Below are 17,611 nucleotides of genomic sequence, written 5' to 3'. Positions count from 1 at the left end.
TATAGGATTGCATTTTAAGATGACAACGCTGTCATTAGATGTTAAGTTACATCACGAAATGTAAAGCTGCAAACGCAAATTTAACAATTAAGTAATAAAATTTGCTTTTTTGTTGATTTTTAAAGCAATTTTTTATTCAGGAGAGTACGTTGGCTGCCACCATTAAAAGTGTTGCCGAGTTAGCGGGCGTTTCTATTAAAACCGTATCTCGGGTGATAAACAAAGAGGGCACTGTTAAGCCCGATACATTAAAACGGGTTGAAGATGCCATTGCCTCGCTTCGCTACACTCCGAATAAAGCCGCGAGAGATTTAGCCAGTAAAGCGGCATCAGTGCTGGGCTACGTTTATGACAACCCCAATGCCTATTATATTATCGATATGCAAAACGGTATTTTGGATGTCTGCAAAAAGAATAATTACGAATTGCTTATTCACCCATGCGATGCAAGCTCAACCCATATTTCCCAAGAACTCGTTGAAATGGTAAATGCGGCGCAACTCGCTGGCCTAGTACTATCGCCACCGCTTTCTGAAATGCCTAACGTACTGTCGCACTTAGATGAAAATAATATTAGCTACGTGCGCATATTGTCTGGCGAACGAGAGCAGGACTCTTCGCTCCCATACGTGCTTGTTAATGACTTTAAGGCCGCATTTGACATTACCAACCACCTTATAGAAAAGGGCCATCAGCGCATTGCGTTTATCGCCGGTGATGAAATTCATAAATCCACCATTGAACGGTTAAATGGTTACAAGGCTGCGCTGACTAACGCGAATATCCCCATAGAAGAGAGCCTAATTATTCAAGGGTCTTACTCTTTTGAAACCGGAGTGAAAAGCTCAGAAACGATTTTATCTATGCCGGTTCGTCCTACTGCAGTTTTTGCCTGTAACGATGAAATAGCAGCAGGTACGCTTTTCGGTGCGCGTATGAACGGTATCGATGTCCCAAGCGATCTTGCCATTGCAGGTTTTGAGAATAGCCCCTTCTCTCGACAAACCTTTCCACCGTTAACCACGGCATCGCAGCCAACCGACCAAATTGCACAGTGCGCAACATCTTCACTTATCCATTTCTTAAAAGCGAAGAAGAACAAAGCACCTCATGAGAACTTTGCCCATACGTTTACTCCTGAATTAGTGGTACGCGAGTCAACAGAGGTATTGAAATGAACGCATTACCTCACAACATACTTATTGTTGGTGGCGGAACTGCGGGATGGATGACAGCATGCTATCTAGCGCGGGCACACGAGTTACAACAAGCCAACGTTGCTACGCCCTCACCGTGCAACATTACTCTTTTGGAATCTAATACCATTGGTACCATTGGCGTTGGCGAAGGCTCTACCCCCTATTTGCGCCACTTTTTCTCCTATTTAGGCGTAAATGAAGAAGAGTGGATGCCTGCATGTAGTGCGACTTATAAAATGGGGATTAACTTTGAAGGCTGGAATACACCACATACTAAAACATCCTACTTTCACCCGTTTTTTTCCGAACTCGATTTCACAACAGCAAATCAGTTTTTTGATGCTGTAAACGCGCGAAGAAAAGGGGCGGCGACAGACGTTAACCCTGCTCACTATTTCAGCGCTGCGCAAATGGTTAAGCAACATATCGCCCCCACCGATATTGATAAAAAAATACAGCTAGATTATGCCTACCATTTTGACGCGGGTCTTCTCGGTGAGTTCCTTAAAGCCTACGCGCTCAAAAAAGGGGTAACCCATAAAGTAGGAACGGTAACCGATGTTGTTGCTACTTCAGAGAATATACAGTCGGTCGCAACCGACTTGCACGGTCAACTTAACGCCGACTTATTTATTGATTGCTCAGGTTTTGCCGGGTTACTAGGAAAGCAGGCGTTGGCAAGACCATTTACGTCATTTTCGGACACGCTATACAACGATGCTGCAGTTGCAATCGCAACACCTCAAACATTAGGAGCAGCGCCCCAATACCAAACACGGTCTATCGCACTGAAGCATGGTTGGCAATGGGAGATACCGCTTACCTCACGAGTAGGCAATGGGTATGTCTACAGCTCTCAGTTTTGTTCAAAAAGCGACGCAGAGGACGAGTTAAGACAAGCGCTACAAATAGGCGATGGTGATGCGCGCCACCTTAAAATGGAAGTGGGCCGGTTAAATGAACATTGGCAGGGTAATTGTTTATCGATTGGACTTTCGCAAGGTTTTATTGAGCCGTTGGAAGCTACGGCCCTTATGCTTGTTCAATATGCGCTGCACCACTTCATTGACAGTTGGCAACATAATGCAACACCTTCGCTTGCACAGCCTGCTTACAATAAAGAAATGAACAGAATGTTTGATGGTATACGCGATTATATTGCCGCGCACTATTATTTAAATACGCGAACTGATTCTGCTTATTGGCGAGCATGCCGAAACGACATAAAAGTACCCGACACGTTAGCGTTTCTACTAAAAGCATGGGACAGCGGCGAACGCTTTGAAACCGCACTCAATGCTGTTGACGCAAACCTCGTCTATTTGCGCCCTTCTTGGTACTGCATTTTTGCCGGCATGCAGCGGTTCTCTCACCAAGTAAACCACACTAAATCAAACGTAGGCGCGCTGCAAAGCCTGTCGGAAACACTACGTCAGCATCAACGTAAACCATAAGCGTAGTGTTGATGCTGTCAGCTTAGTTCGCTTTTTAGGTCAGATAACAAATTCAATGCGCTCTCACCTTGCATCGAGAACGGGTTGAAAATATCTGTACTTGCGTACTTCAGCATAAGTTTTCGCTTCAATTTTGACTCTGAGACATACCCCATATCCCAGTCACCGAAGTCTCGTTTATAAATTTCTGAATACGCTAATATCAGCATAGACTCGTGCCTTGAGTCAGCACTTATAGTATTAAAAATTTTGTTTACCGCTGCGCGAGAGCCCTCTAAGCACTGAAGGAAATAGGTAGAATTAAAACAAAGCATTCCCGTAATGCCTAGCGCCTTATTGTTGTTACGCGCCGAATCCAAAATAGATTCCACATCACCGGGTAAAAACATATCACTTACTTTACTGGCGTAAATCAGTTGAACAAGAAACATCTTAACTCTCCCAATCTAAAAGATAACATTTATATCAGGCGTCAAATAACACCTTATCAGCAGGGCTCCTAAACGCTATCGTCCTATGATTGGTCTCAATAATTCCTTTATTACTTAGCCGCTTCATAAGGCGACTAAGTGTCTCTACCGCAATGCCTAAGTAATTGGCAATGTCTAAACGCGACATTGATAACTCAAAGGTATGCTGTTCAGGGTATGTACCGCTATATTCTTCATATAAAAAATGAATTAACCGCGTTTCCGCTTCCATCGTGTTAATTGCTGAGTAATGGTGCTGACGCTTCACTAAACGCTCGCTTATTACGCTAAGCATTTCTGACGCCAATACAGGTGATGCGTGCAAGGCACGCTCAAAATCGCTTTTCTCAATTTTGAGCACCTTGGTGTACGCCATCACTTTTACACTTTCTTGGTAGTGCGCATTACTAAAACCTGAAAGCCCGATAAGATCGCGAGGATGGTAGAACTCAAGAATACGGTCACTACCCGCCTCTTCTTTTAACATCGCTTTCGCGCTTCCTTGACACATGACATAAAACCCATCGTAGCGCTCGCCTTGTTTTATAAGCGTATCGCCTTTATCAAAGGTTAACACTCGCTTAGGTAGCGCTTTTAAACTGCCCTTGTTAGCGCAGCATTCACTTGCAAAGGGGCAGTAATTACACGCGTCAAATAATGTATTGCTATCCATAACTTTTACCTCTGTCGTTCTGCAAAGCGTATTCAAAACTCGAAGTACTTATACAAAAGTAGTAGTTTTTTTTGCATAAAGTTATTGTGTGTATTATCACTATAAGTAAGTAGAAACCACAATCACCAGTGAGTGGGCGCAATTAGCCATAGTTTTGAGTTCCAAAAAAGGGAAAGGGATTTGCAAAATTCTCGTAATGTAGTGCATATCATCGATGACGATGCGTTGTTGGTTGAAACCATTGGGCTAATTTTTGACACCATTGGTATTTCGCACGCTCATTACAATAGCGCTGAAACGTTCTTACAGACCTTTCCTAAAGACGCATTTGAAGAAATGTCGGGCTGCATTGTCTGTGACATTAGGATGCCGGGCATAGGCGGTATCGCGTGTCAGCATATTCTTAATAGCTACGACTCCGCATTGCCTATCATTTTTATAACCGGCTTTGCTGATGTAAAAATGGCTGTCGATACCATGCGCGATGGTGCATTCAACTTTGTTGAAAAGCCGTTTCGTCATCAAGTACTTATTGAAACTGTCCAACAAGCGTTTAGGCATAATGAAGAAATACTTACGCAGCGCAGCAAACGTCACAGTGTCGAAGTTGCTATGGAGCGTCTGTCAAAACGGGAGCTATCCGTACTCGACTTATTAGTAGACGGCCACCCTAATAAAACCATTGCCTCTATGCTAAATATTAGTCTTCGTACCGCAGAAGTGCATCGCGCGCATGTGCTTGAAAAAATGATGACCAAGAACGTCGCTGAATTGGTCAAGAAAGTGATGATGATTAAACAGTAATGACTAACGAGTGACGACGTCATTGTCTTTGACATATAACGAATAAGGCTTGCCTATTAGTGGCAAGCCTTCTTACATAGTGATACTGATAAGATTACTTGGTAAGTAGCCTTACAATCGCTTCACCCACCGCATGTGCGCTAGCGGGGTTCTGCCCTGTGATCAAGCGGTCATCTTCGATAACAAACGTTCCCCACGGCTGTACTTTATTAAAACGAGCGGCTTTACGCGTTAACGCCTCCTCCAACAGGAATGGAATATCATTAATAGTGCCATAATCAACTTCTTCTTCACGCGTAAAACCCGTAACCGATTTCGTTGCAAGAAGTGCGTCGCCGCTGCTTAATGTAATAGGCAGCAATGCACCAGGGCCATGGCATACCGCGGCAATAACACCACCGTTTTCATAATGGGCAGCACTTAATTTGGCAAAATCTTCGTTAGTAGCTAAATCAGATAGCAAGCCAAACCCGCCAGGATAGAAAACAGCATCGTAATCGCTAATCGTTACCTGTGAGACGGGTAAAGTATTGTTGATACGGTTTTGGAAATCTTCACTCGCTAACACGTTTTTATTTATGTCGTCGCCTTCAATGTCTTGTCCATATACCGGGGCTTCCCCCCCTTTTATAGAGGCAATATCGTAATCAATTCCTGCTTCGTTAAATACATGCACCACATGAGTCAATTCAGGAGAGAACGTACCGTTTTCCTGATCGGTGTCGCCTAACGTTGCATGGTTTGTTACTGGAATAAGTACTTTTTTCATCGTTTTTCCTCTCAAATATTAAGTTATAAGGGGTTTTTCACCGTAGCCACACTGTAATTCATTGCCCTATAAATGATAATATGCAAAATTCAATAAACTATATTGCTATATAGCAACAATAGAGCCCTAATGGACAGTTTTGACGGAATTATCGAGTTTGTTGCCGTTGCCGAAGCAAACGGTTTTTCAGCTGCTGCCAGACAGCTAGGATGCAGCACCAGCCATGTAAGCCGGCAAATAGCCCGTCTAGAAAAACGTTTGGGGTGTGCCCTTCTCGCCCGCTCCACCCGATTGGTAACCCTTACCGAAAATGGCACCGAATATTATCACCAAGCAAGAGCGCTCGTCGTTGGGTTACAACAGGCAAACGACCGCGTTAACCAACAACAGTTTTTATTAAACGGAACATTAAGAGTGAGTGCCGCGGGCGGGTTTGCCGAACATTTTGTCGCCCCAGCTTTGATGGAGTTCGGTGCCCAACACCCAGAACTGAGTATTGACCTAGACCTCAATAGCCGCTTTGTTAACCTGCTTGAGGACGGCATTGACTTTGCTATTCGCTATGGGGAACTGAACGACTCTAACTTGGTGGCCCGAAAATTGGTTAACCGCCCTATGATGGCCGTTGCAAGTGAGCTTTATTTACAAAAGCATGGCACTCCAACACTGCCTCAGCACCTCAAGAAGCACAGCTGCATTGTTTCTAATAACGACACCTGGAAATTCAATGTTGAAGGCAATCAAGAAGCAATTAAGGTAAAAGGGCGATGGCGTAGTAACAACACCAACGTGCTTTTAGACGCTTGCAAAAGAGGGTTAGGCATAGCCTATATGCCCAAAAGCACATTCAACGATGCGCTAGAAAAAGACCAATTAGTGCCAATACTCCAGCCCTACTGGGGGCAAGGGGCAAGCAGTTGGATTGTATATCAAAATAAACGTTTCATGCCTTCCCGGGTAAGACTCGCTATAGACTTCCTTGTTCAGCATTTTGCAGATTGGCACGAGTAACTGCTGAAACCGCCTAAAGTGCAATGAAAGGCTCGTAGTATTTAAAGTCGCGAGCCGCTGCCCGTTTTTCTAATATAGTCGAATACGGTTTGTGAAATATCTTTTATGTCGCATACCACCGATGCTGCGCCGAGCTTTATTGCCTCACCAGGCATACCAAACACTACGCATGAGGCCTCGTCTTGTGCAATCGTATATGCTCCGCTTTGCTTCATAGCAGATAAGCCGAGCGCGCCGTCTTTTCCCATACCCGTCATAATAATACCAATCGCATTTTTGCCGGCACACTGACTAACTGACTCAAATAACACGTCTACCGAAGGTTTGTGACCACTAACACGGGGCTTGTCTATCAATATGGTACGGTAATCAGCGCCACTCTTTTCAATTCCCATATGAATATCACCAGGTGCAATAAAAACCGACCCCGGTAGTAAGCGTTCACCTCCTTTTGCCTCACTAACATTTACGCTGCATAACGTATTTAAGCGATCGGCAAAGGTTTTCGTAAACCCTGGCGGCATATGCTGTGTAATAACCACGGCGGGAGCGTTTGCTGGCAAGCTTAATAGAAATGTTTTTATTGTTTCAGTACCGCCCGTTGATGCTCCCACTGCAATGATTTTCTCAGTGCCGCTTATGATTGATTGTTGCTTTACATTGCTTTGAGAACCTTCTCGCTTTGCGACCTTCGACGACGCAGCAACTCTCACCTTTTCAACAATAAGCTGGCGATATTCTTCCATCCCCTCTGCAACTCCTATTTTAGGCTTAGCAATATAGTCAATGGCGCCTAATTCCAAGCATTTAAGGGTCGCATCTGCTCCCTTTTCAGTAAGGGTAGATATCATCAAAACGGGAGTAGGACGGGCCTTCATCAACTTAGCCAAAAAGGTAATGCCATCCACTTTTGGCATTTCGATATCAAGTGTTATGACATCAGGCGAGAACTTATTAACCATATCTCGCGCCACGTAAGCGTCGGGAGCAGCGCCCACTACCACCATGTCTTTTTCTTTAGACAATATTTCTTTTAGCAGGCTACGAATTAACGCAGAATCATCAACAATGAGTACTTTAATCATGAATGCTCCTAGAAAAGATCAACGTTATCATTGCCTTTGGACTGGCGCAGGCGTAATCGATATTCGCTTTCTCTGTCTAATATAGTGGTATTGTGCAACGAGCGAATCTTCTTGATATTAACCACCCCGTCATTTGCTGAAAAATAGACTTTGCGAGGGTAATCAGACAGCACATCGTTGGCGATAACCGGAATATGCTCTCGTTTTAAGTAGTCAAACGTAAAATCAACATTGCGTTCGCCCACATTATTTTGAATAAAGCCTTTCATTACGTTTCCACCGCCAAACACTTTGGCTACCAAATGCTGACGCTGTGCACCTAATTTAAGCATTTTGTTGATTAGCAATTCCATGGCATAACCTCCATATCGCGCTGACTCTGACACGATTGACGAGCGCCCTTCGTCACTTGGAAGTAAGAAGTGATTCATGCCTCTTATGTTATTGATGGGGTCGTACAGACATGCCGCGACACAAGACCCCAACACAGTGACAATCATGGTGTTGTCGCTGGTTGCGTAGAACTCTCCAGGTAAAATTTTTACGGCATGGCACTTAAAAAAACTATCGTAATATCGGTTTGCATAGAGGTTATTGCCGTACTCGTCGATCATTCCTGTGGTACCCGGTTTGTGCGTATTTTTCGATAAGCCGTTTTCCCCACTGGCTTTAACACGTTGGTTGTCCCCGCAAAACTCTCAGAGTGACCGGCAAAGTAAAGGCCGTCGTCTTTTAACGTCGAGACTAATCGAGTGAGCACTTTCGCCTGGGTGGGCTTGTCGAAATAAATCATCACGTTGCGACAAAAAATAATATCGAAAGGCCCTTTAATGGCCGGCCATTGAGGCTCAATTAAATTTAATTTTTGAAACGTGATTAAATGACGTAACTCGGGCACAACTCTTACTTTACCCTCATTGGCACCTTTCCCCTTGTGAAAGAAGCGTTTTAAACGCGTTCCAGCTAAATTGGCGACGCGATCCTTTTGATAAATACCCTGCTGCGCTAAGGTTAAAACATTGCTATCAATATCCGTAGCAATTATTTCTACCGGTGGTGTTAAGGTCATATAGGCTTCGGCAGCGCACATGGCAATAGAATAGACTTCTTCCCCTGTGCTGCTTGCCGTGCACCAAATGCGCTGGTGCCCCTGCGCGCTTTTTAAATAGCGGCTTAACATTTCAAAATGGTGGTTTTCACGAAAGAACGATGTCAGATTCGTCGTTAAACCATTAATAAAGTGCTCTAACTCTTCAGTATGGGTTTCCAAATAGTGTAAGTAATCGGTAAAGCGCGTTATCTTCAGCGCCCTTAAGCGCCTTGCCAACCTGCTATAAACCATAGAGTCTTTGCTATCTGCTAGCTTAATGCCTGCAACATCATAAAGCATTGCCCTTACTCGATTGAAATCGCTAGTACTAAATACAAACTCTCTAGCTTCCATCACCATAATGTGAGCCCTTTATCAGAAAGATTCCCACTCATCATCCTCTGGTGACGACGTTTTTATTTGTCTATCCGTATTGGCTGTAGGCTTAACATTTGACGCAATAGCACGCGTCTTATTTGACACTTTCGTCTCGGGCATATCTTTCAATTTAAACACCGATATTTGACTGATCATGCTCTCTGATTGGGCTTGTAAGCTCTCTGCGGCAGCAGCAGCTTCCTCTACAAGGGCAGCGTTTTGTTGTGTTACTTCATCCATCTGAGATACCGCTTTACTGACTTCGTCAATACCAGATGCCTGTTCGGATGAAGCCGCAGCGATTTCAGCCATAATATCGTTGACTCTTTTAATCGACACCACGATCTCTTCCATGGTTTTTCCCGACTGATTTACCAACTCATTGCCGTTTTCAATTTTGTTCACCGAGTCTGAAATCAGTGATTTAATGTCTTTCGCGGCGTCGGCCGAACGCTGAGCAAGTGAACGAACTTCCGATGCGACCACCGCGAACCCGCGTCCTTGCTCGCCTGCTCTTGCAGCTTCGACCGCTGCATTAAGGGCAAGAATATTCGTTTGAAAAGCAATACCGTCGATTACACCAATAATGTCAGAAATCTTTTGTGCGGAGTCGTTTATAGAGCCCATCGTATCGACTACTTTGTTGATGAGCGTGCCACCATCAATGGCTATGGTTGATGCTTGAGAAGCCAAACCATTTGCCTGATTCGCATTTTCAGAGTTAAGTTTAACCGTGCCAGTTAACTCTTCCATACTTGACGCGGTTTCCTCTAAGCTAGATGCCTGCTCTTCTGTTCTACTGGATAAATCGCTATTACCCTGTGCAATCTCGGTCGCCGCTGTGTTGATTAAGTCTGAAGCCGTTCTGATCTCAGAAATCATCTCTACTAGGTTATTGATAAACGATGTCATTGCATCACTTATTTCAATAAACTCGCCCTCGAAATCAACAGAAACTTCCGTGGTTAAATCACCTTGTGAAAGGCTGGTTAGTACACGTTTAATCTCATTAACAGCGACTTTTCTGCCCGTAATATCGGTCGCGTATTTAACTACCTTAAAGGGCTTTCCATTGACGTCAAAAATAGGGTTGTACGTGGCTTGGATCCACACTTCCTTCCCTCCTTTGCCAATGCGCTTAAATTCATCGCTAGAATGAACGCCTTCATTCAATTGGTTCCAAAATTCTTGGTATTCGTGAGAGCGCTTATACTCGGCGTCTACAAACATACTGTGGTGCTTACCTTTTACTTCAGAAAGTGTGTACCCCACCGTATTCAAGAAATTATCATTGGCTTGAATAATGGTGCCATCCATCTCGAATTCGATCACAGCTTGAGACTTACCTATCGCTTCAATTTGCCCCGCATAATCTGCGTTTTTCATTTTTTGTGCGGTGATGTCAACGGCGTATTTGACCACCCCTGTTACATCGCCAGCATTGTTCAAAATAGGGTTGTAGGAGGCTTGGATCCACACCTCTTTCCCTGCCTTTGTGATGCGTTTAAATTCCCCGGTCTGATACTCGCCTGCTTGTAGCTTCTTCCAAAGATCAAGGTACTCAGCACTGTTGTGGTCTTTAGGGTCGACAAATATTCTGTGATGCTTTCCTACAATCTCGTCGAGGGCATAACCCGTTACTGCCAGAAAGTTTGCATTTGCTTTTAAGATATCGCCTTGAGGAGAGAATTCTATTACTGCTTGAGAGCGATCAAGGGCGTCTAACATCCCACTTTTTAGAATTAATTCACTGATGTCTAGCCATTCAACGGCAGTGCCTAAGCTTGTACCAGAGTCATCAAATAAGGGCATGAGTGTAAGACGGAAGTTTAGCGTTCCAACCGTTATTGACGACACCATGGTGTCACGCAAATTCGCTAGCATATTGCGTTGGTGTGAGGGATTTTTATGAAAAATATCAATATTCTGGCCAATCAAATTGTCGGCTGAAAACTGCGGTAATGCTTTTTGTAGTTCCTTTTCGTTGTGCTTCAACAGTGACAATACTGCTTCATTTGCGTAAACGATATTGCGATCAACGTCTGCAATCATAAAGCTGGTAGAACTTAGCTCTAATGCCTGCAGTTGTCTTTCTGTGTTTACCGATTGTGAAGATGCTTTAAACAAATTTAAGACGTTCATATGTCACTCCTGACCACCCTGGTTACTGGTATCAAATAAGGCTAGCGATTCGCTACTGATTAAGCTTTCAATGTTTACGATGATGACCATAGCGTCGTTGACCTCTGCCAAACCATGCAGAAACTTAGTATCAAACGCCACGCCAAACTCCGGAGGTGGCTTAATATCATCATCGCTAAGCGTTATAACGTCGGAAACCGCATCGACAACAATCCCAACAATCCGGTCTAAAACATTCAACATAATGACAATCGTAAACTCATTGTATGTAGGTTCCCCCACGTCGAATTTAATACGTAAATCAACGATTGGAACGATGTCACCACGTAGGTTAAGCACCCCCTTAATAAAAGGGGGGGCATTGGCGATTTTGGTAACAGGTTCGTACCCCCGTATCTCTTTGACGGACATAATATCAAGCGCGTATTGCTCTTCGCCCAATACGAAGCTTAGGAACTCGCGGTCATGATGCACGTCGTGTTCAGACCGCATGTTTTTGGTCAACGTTTCGCTCATTCGTTTGCTTCTCCGCTATTTCTTCATTGATGTCGTCTGCTAACGACTCGACATCAACAATTATGGCTACATGTCCATCACCCATGATGGTGGCACCTGCGGCACCTGGTACGCGTCTGTAATGCTGCTCCAAGCTTTTTATAACAACTTGTTGTTGGCCCAACAGCTTATCGACCATCAGCCCGAAGCGTTTTTTGCTGCTTTCAATAAGGATAATGATCGCCTCTGTCGGTGACTTTACGGCGTTATCTATATCCATGCGTTTGGCCAAATTTAAAATGGGCCAATAACGGTCGCGCACCCACAACAACTTCTCGTTACCAATAGAGCGCAGTTGCTGCTTATCGGGTTGTATCGACTCAATAATTGCCACCAGAGGAACGACAAAAACCTGATCGCCACTGGCTACGCACATACCATCGACTATTGCTAATGTCAGTGGCACGCTGATGGAAAAACACGACCCGTTACCTTGGGTCGAGGTAATGTTAATTCTGCCGCCGATACTTTCGATATTCCGTCTAACAACATCCATTCCCACCCCGCGACCCGATATATCAGTCACGCTTTGCGCGGTAGAAAAACCGGGGGCAAATATTAAATTCCATATATCCTCGTCGGTGCCGTTTGCTGGAATACTCAGCCCATTCTCGCTTGCTTTCTCAAGGATCTTTTCTTTGTTTAGTCCTGCGCCATCGTCGCTTATTTCTATAACAATATTGCCGCCACGCTGAGCCGCTGAAAGTGTAATGATGCCGGCAGAAGCCTTGCCTTGGCGTTCTCTGGTATCCGGTAATTCGATGCCATGGTCTATGCTATTTCTAACTAAATGCGTAAGTGGGTCGACGAGTTTCTCAATCAACCCCTTATCAATTTCAGTGCTGCCTCCAACGATATTAAGCTCTACCTGCTTTTCTAACTTGTCTGCAAGGTCGCGAACCAGTCTTGGGAAACGATTGAACACGAATGAGATAGGAAGCATCCGCATAGACATGACGGCTTCTTGTAACTCGCGGGTGTTACGCTCCAGTTCCACCAACCCCGTTTGAAGCTTTTCTTGTGAATCAGGGGCCTCACTTGAGCCTTGCACCATCAGCATAGATTGGGTAATGACCAACTCACCGATGAGGTTTACGAGTAAGTCGACTTTTGATGTATCAACACGAATCGATTTTGACTCAACTGATGTGGATTTTTTTGCAACTGTTGGCGCCACTGAAGAAGGCGGTTTTCTGTCTTCAACCGTTTCAGCCTTAGTAGGCGCAGTCTCTTTTTCTAAAGGTTCATCATCGAACAAACCAAAACCGATATCTTCAGACGATGATTGCTTTTCGTTTGCTGGCGTTTCATCGTTATTCTCTTCTTCATCGAAAAAGCCAAATGCATCTGAGTCAGTCTTTTCAGGTTGGTCAACGTCGTCAAAAAAGCCAAAGGTTTCATCATTGCTCTGTGCAGTAATCGATGATGCGCCATCGTCTTGGTTGATGGTTTTTTCAAGTGCCAAAATGCCTTTGTCTATTTCGTCTTGATTAATCGGTTGTCCTGAGCGGTAATCGTCGAGAATACTCTTGAGTAAGTCAGTTGTGTGGAGTAATTGGTTAACAATATCGGTAGTAAGCAACTGCTCACCGTGGCGAGCTTTATCCAGTAAGTTTTCCATGACGTGGGTGAGCCCACCCAAGCCACTAAAGCCAAAAATACCGCTGCCGCCTTTAATAGAATGCGCCGCGCGAAAAATGCTGTTTAATGATTCTGAATCTGGCGATGCGGGATCAATGGCCATAAGCAATTGCTCCATGGTTTCCAAGTGCTCTTCGCTTTCATCAAAAAAGACTTGGTGGAACTGCTCTACATCGATAGACATGGATTAACCCAATACCTTAGCAACAAGCTGTAGTAACTTTGTAGGGTCGAAAGGTTTTACCATCCACCCTGTAGCGCCAGCGGCTTTACCTTGAGATTTGATATCTCCACCCGCTTCAGTCGTAAGCACCACGATAGGCGTTGCACTAAATGCGCTCATTGCTCTTAATGATTTTACTAAGGTAATACCGTCCATGTTGGGCATGTTTACGTCGGTTAGTACGAAATCAAAAGTACTGTCTTGGCATATATCCAGTGCGTTTTGGCCATCGACCGCCACGGTAATGTCATAACCTTCACTTTGAAGCGTCACTTCGACCATCTGCCTAATTGAAGGTGAATCGTCTACAATTAAAATCTTTTTACCCATGTACTTCTCCTTCCCGATTTCTATTCATTACTTAGACTTAACTGAATATTCCTTGTCGGAAAAAAGTATAGTGCGCTCTGAATAAACCACGCTGAGGAAATGTACAAAAGTTGACATATATCAAGATTTGCAATAATAGCCCTCTCGCTTGCATTTAGTTCCACTATATTTCAAGAGCGCATACCAATAGTGGAACGTCGTTGTGAAGCAAACTGCACTGATAGCTGATGATGAGAAAGACATAATCGATCTTCTCAGAGGGTTGTTTGAAGACGACTTTCATTTGGTGTTTGCGTTAAACGGTGACGAGGTATTTGAGCAACTCAATGCGTCTATAGATATTATTATTTTAGATATGCACCTACCTGGTCGTTCAGGAATAGAAATCTGTAAGCATATTGCCACTCTCGATTCCGAACGCCGCCCAGCCATTATAGTTATAAGCGGTGATACCTCAGACGCGCTTGTGAAGAGTGCATACGACTTAGGCATTAGCGACTACATAGGAAAGCCATTTAATCTTGTCACTTTTCACGAACGAATCATTCGATTCTCTCGCGATATTAAAGCGATTCACGAGCTAGAACAAAAAGACAAACGAATTGAAAGTCTTGCCCAAACTGCCATGAAACAAGCAGCTTCCTATGGGCGAGCGCTAGAATTAGTCGCTAAATTAAACGACTGCCGCTCTCCCCTAGATATCATGCATGCGGTAGCCAGTAACATGCTCAGTCAAGACTTAAAAATTGCAATTCAATTGCGCTCTGACACCGAGACATATAGTTACGATGTAGATACAGGGGAATGCTCTCCCGTTGAATTACAAATTTTTGATGTGTTAAAAGAGCATGGGCGCATTTATCATTTCGGCAGAAGAACAATATTCAATGACCACCACGTTTCAATTCTTTTTAAAAATATGCCCTTCGAGGGCACATTATCTTTTGACGCAGTGTTGGATGTAGCAGCAAAGTTTATCCTTGCTGTGAACTCTCGGTTTATCTCTCTTCTTCAGCAGCAGTCACTGATTTCAACCAAAGATAAGCTGGGTTCGGCCCTAGAGATGCTTGGTCAAGGCATCAACAGCATGGAAGCTGAACGTCGCGAACTCATCGATCAAATAGAATTAAACATTAGCTTAAGCTTTCACGAATTAGACATGAGTGAAGAACAAGAACAATTTTTTGTATCACTTATTGAAAAAGAAGTAAGGAGCCGAGAAAAAAGTACGAATTTGAGCGCGCTTCAAGCCCTGATTAAACAGTGTGTAGACGAGATGATGCTGTCAGAGGTCGATTTTCCCCAACAGGATGAAAATAATGGAGTGTCGGATTGTGATGTCGAATTATTCTAACTACGGGATTTTCGCGGCGTTTGTAAATTACAAACTAGCATGTCTTGAACAGGCGGTAGCATGGCGAATATTCTGATAATTGAAGATGTTAAAGAGATTGGTGATAACCTTTCTGAGTTTGCTCGCCTTGCAGGACACTCAAGCCGCTACGCACAAAGATTTGCAGACCTCACGGTCTCGCATTTACACGAAGCGACTCATATCATTCTTGATTTGAACATGCCTGAACATGATGGCATCGATATACTCGAAGCCTTGAGCGAAGAACATATTGAGGCGCCCATAATCCTATGTTCTGGTATGACCGAAGACATTATTTCTAGCGCTATTGATGTTGTGAATGAGTTGGGTTTAAGCTTCGGCGGCGCATTACCTAAACCCTTCACGTACGATCAATTTCGCCATACTGTCTCCAGCGCGAAGAAAAATAATTCTTCGGGGGCAAATCAACGCAAAGAGCGCGACGCTATTAGCCTTACCCGAGGCGACTTGAGAATAGCTATTCAGCGAGAATGGTTCTATCCCGTTTATCAACCTCAATACGACATCATTAATAACCGTATTATGGGAATAGAGTGTTTGGCTAGACTTAATCACCCGCTATTTGGACAATGTACCCCGGATGTTTTTATCAATAGATTGATTGAAACCGACCTAATGGATGAATTCACGGTAAGTTTTATAAAGAACACTGTGTCGCAGCTTAGAAAAAGCGGCTTTCCCGTAGATAGACGTATTTCATTCAATATTGCGCCACAATCGCTGCATAAACCACTTATTAACGAGCTTTTACGGTACTTTTTAGATCATGGAATAGACCAACACCAAATCTGTTTCGAAATTACTGAAGTGTCAGAGATTAAACTGACGAAAGAACTGAAAACCCTTTTGACAAAATTACGACTGGGTGGCATTCACATTTCTATGGATGACTTTGGAACTGGCTTTTCTACCATCCATGAACTCGACAATTTACCGTTCGACGAAGTTAAAATTGATCGTGAATTTGTTTTCAAAATAACCGAGCGCTCAGGCTCTCTGGCTATCGTCAGGAACATTGTTGCGCTAGGGAAAGATTTGGGGATGGTCGTCATTGCAGAGGGCGTAGAAACACTAGAGCAAGCCGAATTACTCGCATCGGTTGAATGTCGATATATGCAAGGTTTTTATTTTTCAAAACCTGTCGATATTACAACGCTGATGGCTCAGATGTAGCTGCAACGAATAGTCTAGCGCATATTTAGGTGATTTGAGGTATTGCCTAATTAAGGAACTATTAAACATATGAGAGCACCACAAAAGTCATCTTCAACCAACAAGGGAAAAGCGGTTTATAGCCCTACTGTTTTGGTAGTGGCTATTGATAAAAACGGCCGAATTCTTCGTGTGAATAATGGCTGGACGACACAATTGGGTTGGGAAGCTGACGAACTTGTGGGAGGCCCCTTTGTCGCTTTTGTGGGGCAGCAAAACCAAAACAGTGCTTCTCGTATGTTGACTAACGTTATCAAGGAGATGCAGGGCTCATTTACACTTAATTTAAAGCATAAATCTAAAGAGGACATCGCTTATTCTTGTCATGCAACTATGCTGACAGGCCTCGATGACCATGAAATATATATTCGCGCACAACGGCACCTGAATGACGACGAGTTGAACGTTGAGGTAAAACAATATGATGACGCGCGAAACCGCCACCATGATATCGTTTCCCGGCGGCTAAGAATGCATGCAGTAGCGCAACTTGCTCGTCGTATCTGTCACGACATTAATAATATTATGACAATCATCTCTGGGAACATTCAATTGCTGGGCATGAGAGATAATGATGAGAAAAGTAAAAAATATATTTCAAATATAGAAATAGCAACCGAGCGGGCCGCCTCTGTTACACAGAATCTATTAAAGATTGTGAGAAACGACCAACAACATCAACAGCCGCTACATATTGATGAAGAAATTCGCGATATTTTGACGATTATTGCCAATGCATTTCCGCCCTCTATCGTCTGTACACAGCGCTTGCAGAGTGACCAACGTGTAATGATTGATAAAGCAATCTTTTCTCACGCCATAATCAATATCATTATGAATGCTATATCATCGATAAATGATAAAGGAGAAGTTTGCGTTGTGACACGTAACGAGGATAAATTTCTCGAGCAATGTGGTCTTATCATTTTTAAACCCACAGACGCCCAGCTATACGCTGTCGTTCATATTAAGGATGACGGAATAGGTATAGCAGAAGACGACATTACGCAGCTATTTAACCCGCAGTCTGAAAACGCAGTGTCGACACAAGACTTAGGGCTAGGCTTAAGCCTTCTTAGCGACTTTTGCTCCAGTAATGGCCTTGGATTACAAGTACAAAGTAATAAAGGTATGGGCACTTCCGTATTTATGTGGATACCCGTATTGTCGACTAATTGA

The 17,611-nt window shown here is 43.7% G+C and carries 17 protein-coding genes; 7 read left to right on the top strand and 10 right to left on the bottom strand.

Annotated elements, in window-relative coordinates; genetic code table 11:
• The first annotated feature begins 149 nt into the window (after positions 1 to 149).
• A complete protein-coding gene (locus AC27EZ_RS07650; protein WP_487134772.1) occupies positions 150 to 1,178 on the top strand; it encodes a LacI family DNA-binding transcriptional regulator in 1,029 nt (342 codons plus the stop codon).
• Positions 1,175 to 2,653: a tryptophan halogenase family protein gene (locus tag AC27EZ_RS07645; protein ID WP_487134771.1), complete on the top strand. Its 1,479-nt coding sequence runs from the start codon at positions 1,175 to 1,177 to the stop codon at positions 2,651 to 2,653. The genes AC27EZ_RS07650 and AC27EZ_RS07645 overlap by 4 nt, the downstream gene beginning before the upstream one ends.
• A 17-nt stretch (positions 2,654 to 2,670) precedes the next feature.
• Here the strand turns inward: AC27EZ_RS07645 and AC27EZ_RS07640 are convergent, their stop codons facing one another.
• Both AC27EZ_RS07640 and AC27EZ_RS07635 read right to left on the bottom strand, forming a co-directional pair.
• Positions 2,671 to 3,084 (bottom strand): BLUF domain-containing protein, encoded by a 414-nt coding sequence (locus AC27EZ_RS07640; protein ID WP_487134770.1) that lies wholly within the window; start codon positions 3,082 to 3,084, stop codon positions 2,671 to 2,673.
• A gap of 34 nt (positions 3,085 to 3,118) precedes the next feature.
• On the bottom strand, positions 3,119 to 3,796 hold the full coding sequence (locus AC27EZ_RS07635) for a Crp/Fnr family transcriptional regulator (protein WP_487134769.1): 678 nt from the start codon (positions 3,794 to 3,796) through the stop codon (positions 3,119 to 3,121).
• 180 nt (positions 3,797 to 3,976) lie between these two features.
• Here AC27EZ_RS07635 and AC27EZ_RS07630 point away from each other — a divergent pair, with 180 nt between their 5' ends.
• Positions 3,977 to 4,600: a response regulator transcription factor gene (locus tag AC27EZ_RS07630; protein WP_487134768.1), complete on the top strand. Its 624-nt coding sequence runs from the start codon at positions 3,977 to 3,979 to the stop codon at positions 4,598 to 4,600.
• A gap of 94 nt (positions 4,601 to 4,694) precedes the next feature.
• Here the strand turns inward: AC27EZ_RS07630 and AC27EZ_RS07625 are convergent, their stop codons facing one another.
• Positions 4,695 to 5,369 (bottom strand): type 1 glutamine amidotransferase domain-containing protein, encoded by a 675-nt coding sequence (locus AC27EZ_RS07625; RefSeq protein WP_487134767.1) that lies wholly within the window; start codon positions 5,367 to 5,369, stop codon positions 4,695 to 4,697.
• 129 nt (positions 5,370 to 5,498) lie between these two features.
• Between AC27EZ_RS07625 and AC27EZ_RS07620 the strand changes: the two genes are divergently transcribed.
• Complete coding sequence (locus AC27EZ_RS07620) at positions 5,499 to 6,380, top strand: LysR family transcriptional regulator (RefSeq protein WP_487134766.1); 882 nt, start codon at positions 5,499 to 5,501, stop codon at positions 6,378 to 6,380.
• A gap of 41 nt (positions 6,381 to 6,421) precedes the next feature.
• On the opposite strand, the gene AC27EZ_RS07615 is transcribed toward AC27EZ_RS07620, so the two are convergent.
• From AC27EZ_RS07615 to AC27EZ_RS07585, 7 genes are read right to left on the bottom strand one after another with little or no spacing between them, the layout of a single operon-like run.
• Positions 6,422 to 7,465, bottom strand: a complete 1,044-nt coding sequence (locus AC27EZ_RS07615) for a protein-glutamate methylesterase/protein-glutamine glutaminase (protein ID WP_487134765.1) — start codon at positions 7,463 to 7,465, stop codon at positions 6,422 to 6,424.
• A gap of 8 nt (positions 7,466 to 7,473) precedes the next feature.
• Positions 7,474 to 8,079 carry a chemoreceptor glutamine deamidase CheD gene (gene cheD / locus AC27EZ_RS07610; RefSeq protein WP_487134764.1) on the bottom strand — a complete coding sequence of 202 codons (606 nt, stop codon included), beginning with the start codon at positions 8,077 to 8,079 and terminating at the stop codon, positions 7,474 to 7,476.
• Positions 8,076 to 8,915: a CheR family methyltransferase gene (locus tag AC27EZ_RS07605; protein WP_487134763.1), complete on the bottom strand. Its 840-nt coding sequence runs from the start codon at positions 8,913 to 8,915 to the stop codon at positions 8,076 to 8,078. The genes cheD and AC27EZ_RS07605 overlap by 4 nt, the downstream gene beginning before the upstream one ends.
• Positions 8,916 to 8,930: 15 nt before the next feature.
• Positions 8,931 to 11,075, bottom strand: a complete 2,145-nt coding sequence (locus tag AC27EZ_RS07600) for a methyl-accepting chemotaxis protein (RefSeq protein WP_487134762.1) — start codon at positions 11,073 to 11,075, stop codon at positions 8,931 to 8,933.
• A 3-nt stretch (positions 11,076 to 11,078) separates the two neighbouring features.
• A complete protein-coding gene (locus AC27EZ_RS07595; protein WP_487134761.1) occupies positions 11,079 to 11,591 on the bottom strand; it encodes a chemotaxis protein CheW in 513 nt (170 codons plus the stop codon).
• The gene (locus tag AC27EZ_RS07590; protein ID WP_487134760.1) at positions 11,557 to 13,455 is read right to left on the bottom strand and encodes a chemotaxis protein CheA; all 1,899 of its coding nucleotides are present in this window, start codon (positions 13,453 to 13,455) and stop codon (positions 11,557 to 11,559) included. The genes AC27EZ_RS07595 and AC27EZ_RS07590 overlap by 35 nt, the downstream gene beginning before the upstream one ends.
• Before the next feature lie 3 nt (positions 13,456 to 13,458).
• On the bottom strand, positions 13,459 to 13,824 hold the full coding sequence (locus AC27EZ_RS07585; RefSeq protein ID WP_487134759.1) for a response regulator: 366 nt from the start codon (positions 13,822 to 13,824) through the stop codon (positions 13,459 to 13,461).
• A gap of 202 nt (positions 13,825 to 14,026) precedes the next feature.
• Here AC27EZ_RS07585 and AC27EZ_RS07580 point away from each other — a divergent pair, with 202 nt between their 5' ends.
• From AC27EZ_RS07580 to AC27EZ_RS07570, 3 genes are all read left to right on the top strand, one after another.
• Positions 14,027 to 15,178 carry a response regulator gene (locus AC27EZ_RS07580; protein ID WP_487134758.1) on the top strand — a complete coding sequence of 384 codons (1,152 nt, stop codon included), beginning with the start codon at positions 14,027 to 14,029 and terminating at the stop codon, positions 15,176 to 15,178.
• A 60-nt stretch (positions 15,179 to 15,238) separates the two neighbouring features.
• Entirely contained in the window at positions 15,239 to 16,393 is a 1,155-nt protein-coding gene (locus AC27EZ_RS07575; protein WP_487134757.1) for an EAL domain-containing protein, read from the top strand.
• A 69-nt stretch (positions 16,394 to 16,462) separates the two neighbouring features.
• Positions 16,463 to 17,611 carry an ATP-binding protein gene (locus AC27EZ_RS07570; RefSeq protein ID WP_487134756.1) on the top strand — a complete coding sequence of 383 codons (1,149 nt, stop codon included), beginning with the start codon at positions 16,463 to 16,465 and terminating at the stop codon, positions 17,609 to 17,611.

Source organism: Alteromonas sp. 4NH20-0056 (genome assembly GCF_057539655.1).
The sequence above is the reverse complement of the archived record's forward strand: the minus strand, read 5'-3'. Positions and strand labels throughout refer to the sequence as shown.

Coding starts and splice junctions, on each gene's coding strand:
- AC27EZ_RS07645 (WP_487134771.1), top strand. CDS start 1,175: ATGAACGCATTACCTCACAACATACTTATTGTTGGTGGCGGAACTGCG.
- AC27EZ_RS07640 (WP_487134770.1), bottom strand. CDS start 3,084: ATGTTTCTTGTTCAACTGATTTACGCCAGTAAAGTAAGTGATATGTTT.
- AC27EZ_RS07635 (WP_487134769.1), bottom strand. CDS start 3,796: ATGGATAGCAATACATTATTTGACGCGTGTAATTACTGCCCCTTTGCA.
- AC27EZ_RS07625 (WP_487134767.1), bottom strand. CDS start 5,369: ATGAAAAAAGTACTTATTCCAGTAACAAACCATGCAACGTTAGGCGAC.
- AC27EZ_RS07620 (WP_487134766.1), top strand. CDS start 5,499: ATGGACAGTTTTGACGGAATTATCGAGTTTGTTGCCGTTGCCGAAGCA.
- AC27EZ_RS07615 (WP_487134765.1), bottom strand. CDS start 7,465: ATGATTAAAGTACTCATTGTTGATGATTCTGCGTTAATTCGTAGCCTG.
- cheD (WP_487134764.1), bottom strand. CDS start 8,079: ATGATCGACGAGTACGGCAATAACCTCTATGCAAACCGATATTACGAT.
- AC27EZ_RS07605 (WP_487134763.1), bottom strand. CDS start 8,915: ATGGTGATGGAAGCTAGAGAGTTTGTATTTAGTACTAGCGATTTCAAT.
- AC27EZ_RS07600 (WP_487134762.1), bottom strand. CDS start 11,075: ATGAACGTCTTAAATTTGTTTAAAGCATCTTCACAATCGGTAAACACA.
- AC27EZ_RS07595 (WP_487134761.1), bottom strand. CDS start 11,591: ATGAGCGAAACGTTGACCAAAAACATGCGGTCTGAACACGACGTGCAT.
- AC27EZ_RS07590 (WP_487134760.1), bottom strand. CDS start 13,455: ATGTCTATCGATGTAGAGCAGTTCCACCAAGTCTTTTTTGATGAAAGC.
- AC27EZ_RS07585 (WP_487134759.1), bottom strand. CDS start 13,824: ATGGGTAAAAAGATTTTAATTGTAGACGATTCACCTTCAATTAGGCAG.
- AC27EZ_RS07575 (WP_487134757.1), top strand. CDS start 15,239: ATGGCGAATATTCTGATAATTGAAGATGTTAAAGAGATTGGTGATAAC.
- AC27EZ_RS07570 (WP_487134756.1), top strand. CDS start 16,463: ATGAGAGCACCACAAAAGTCATCTTCAACCAACAAGGGAAAAGCGGTT.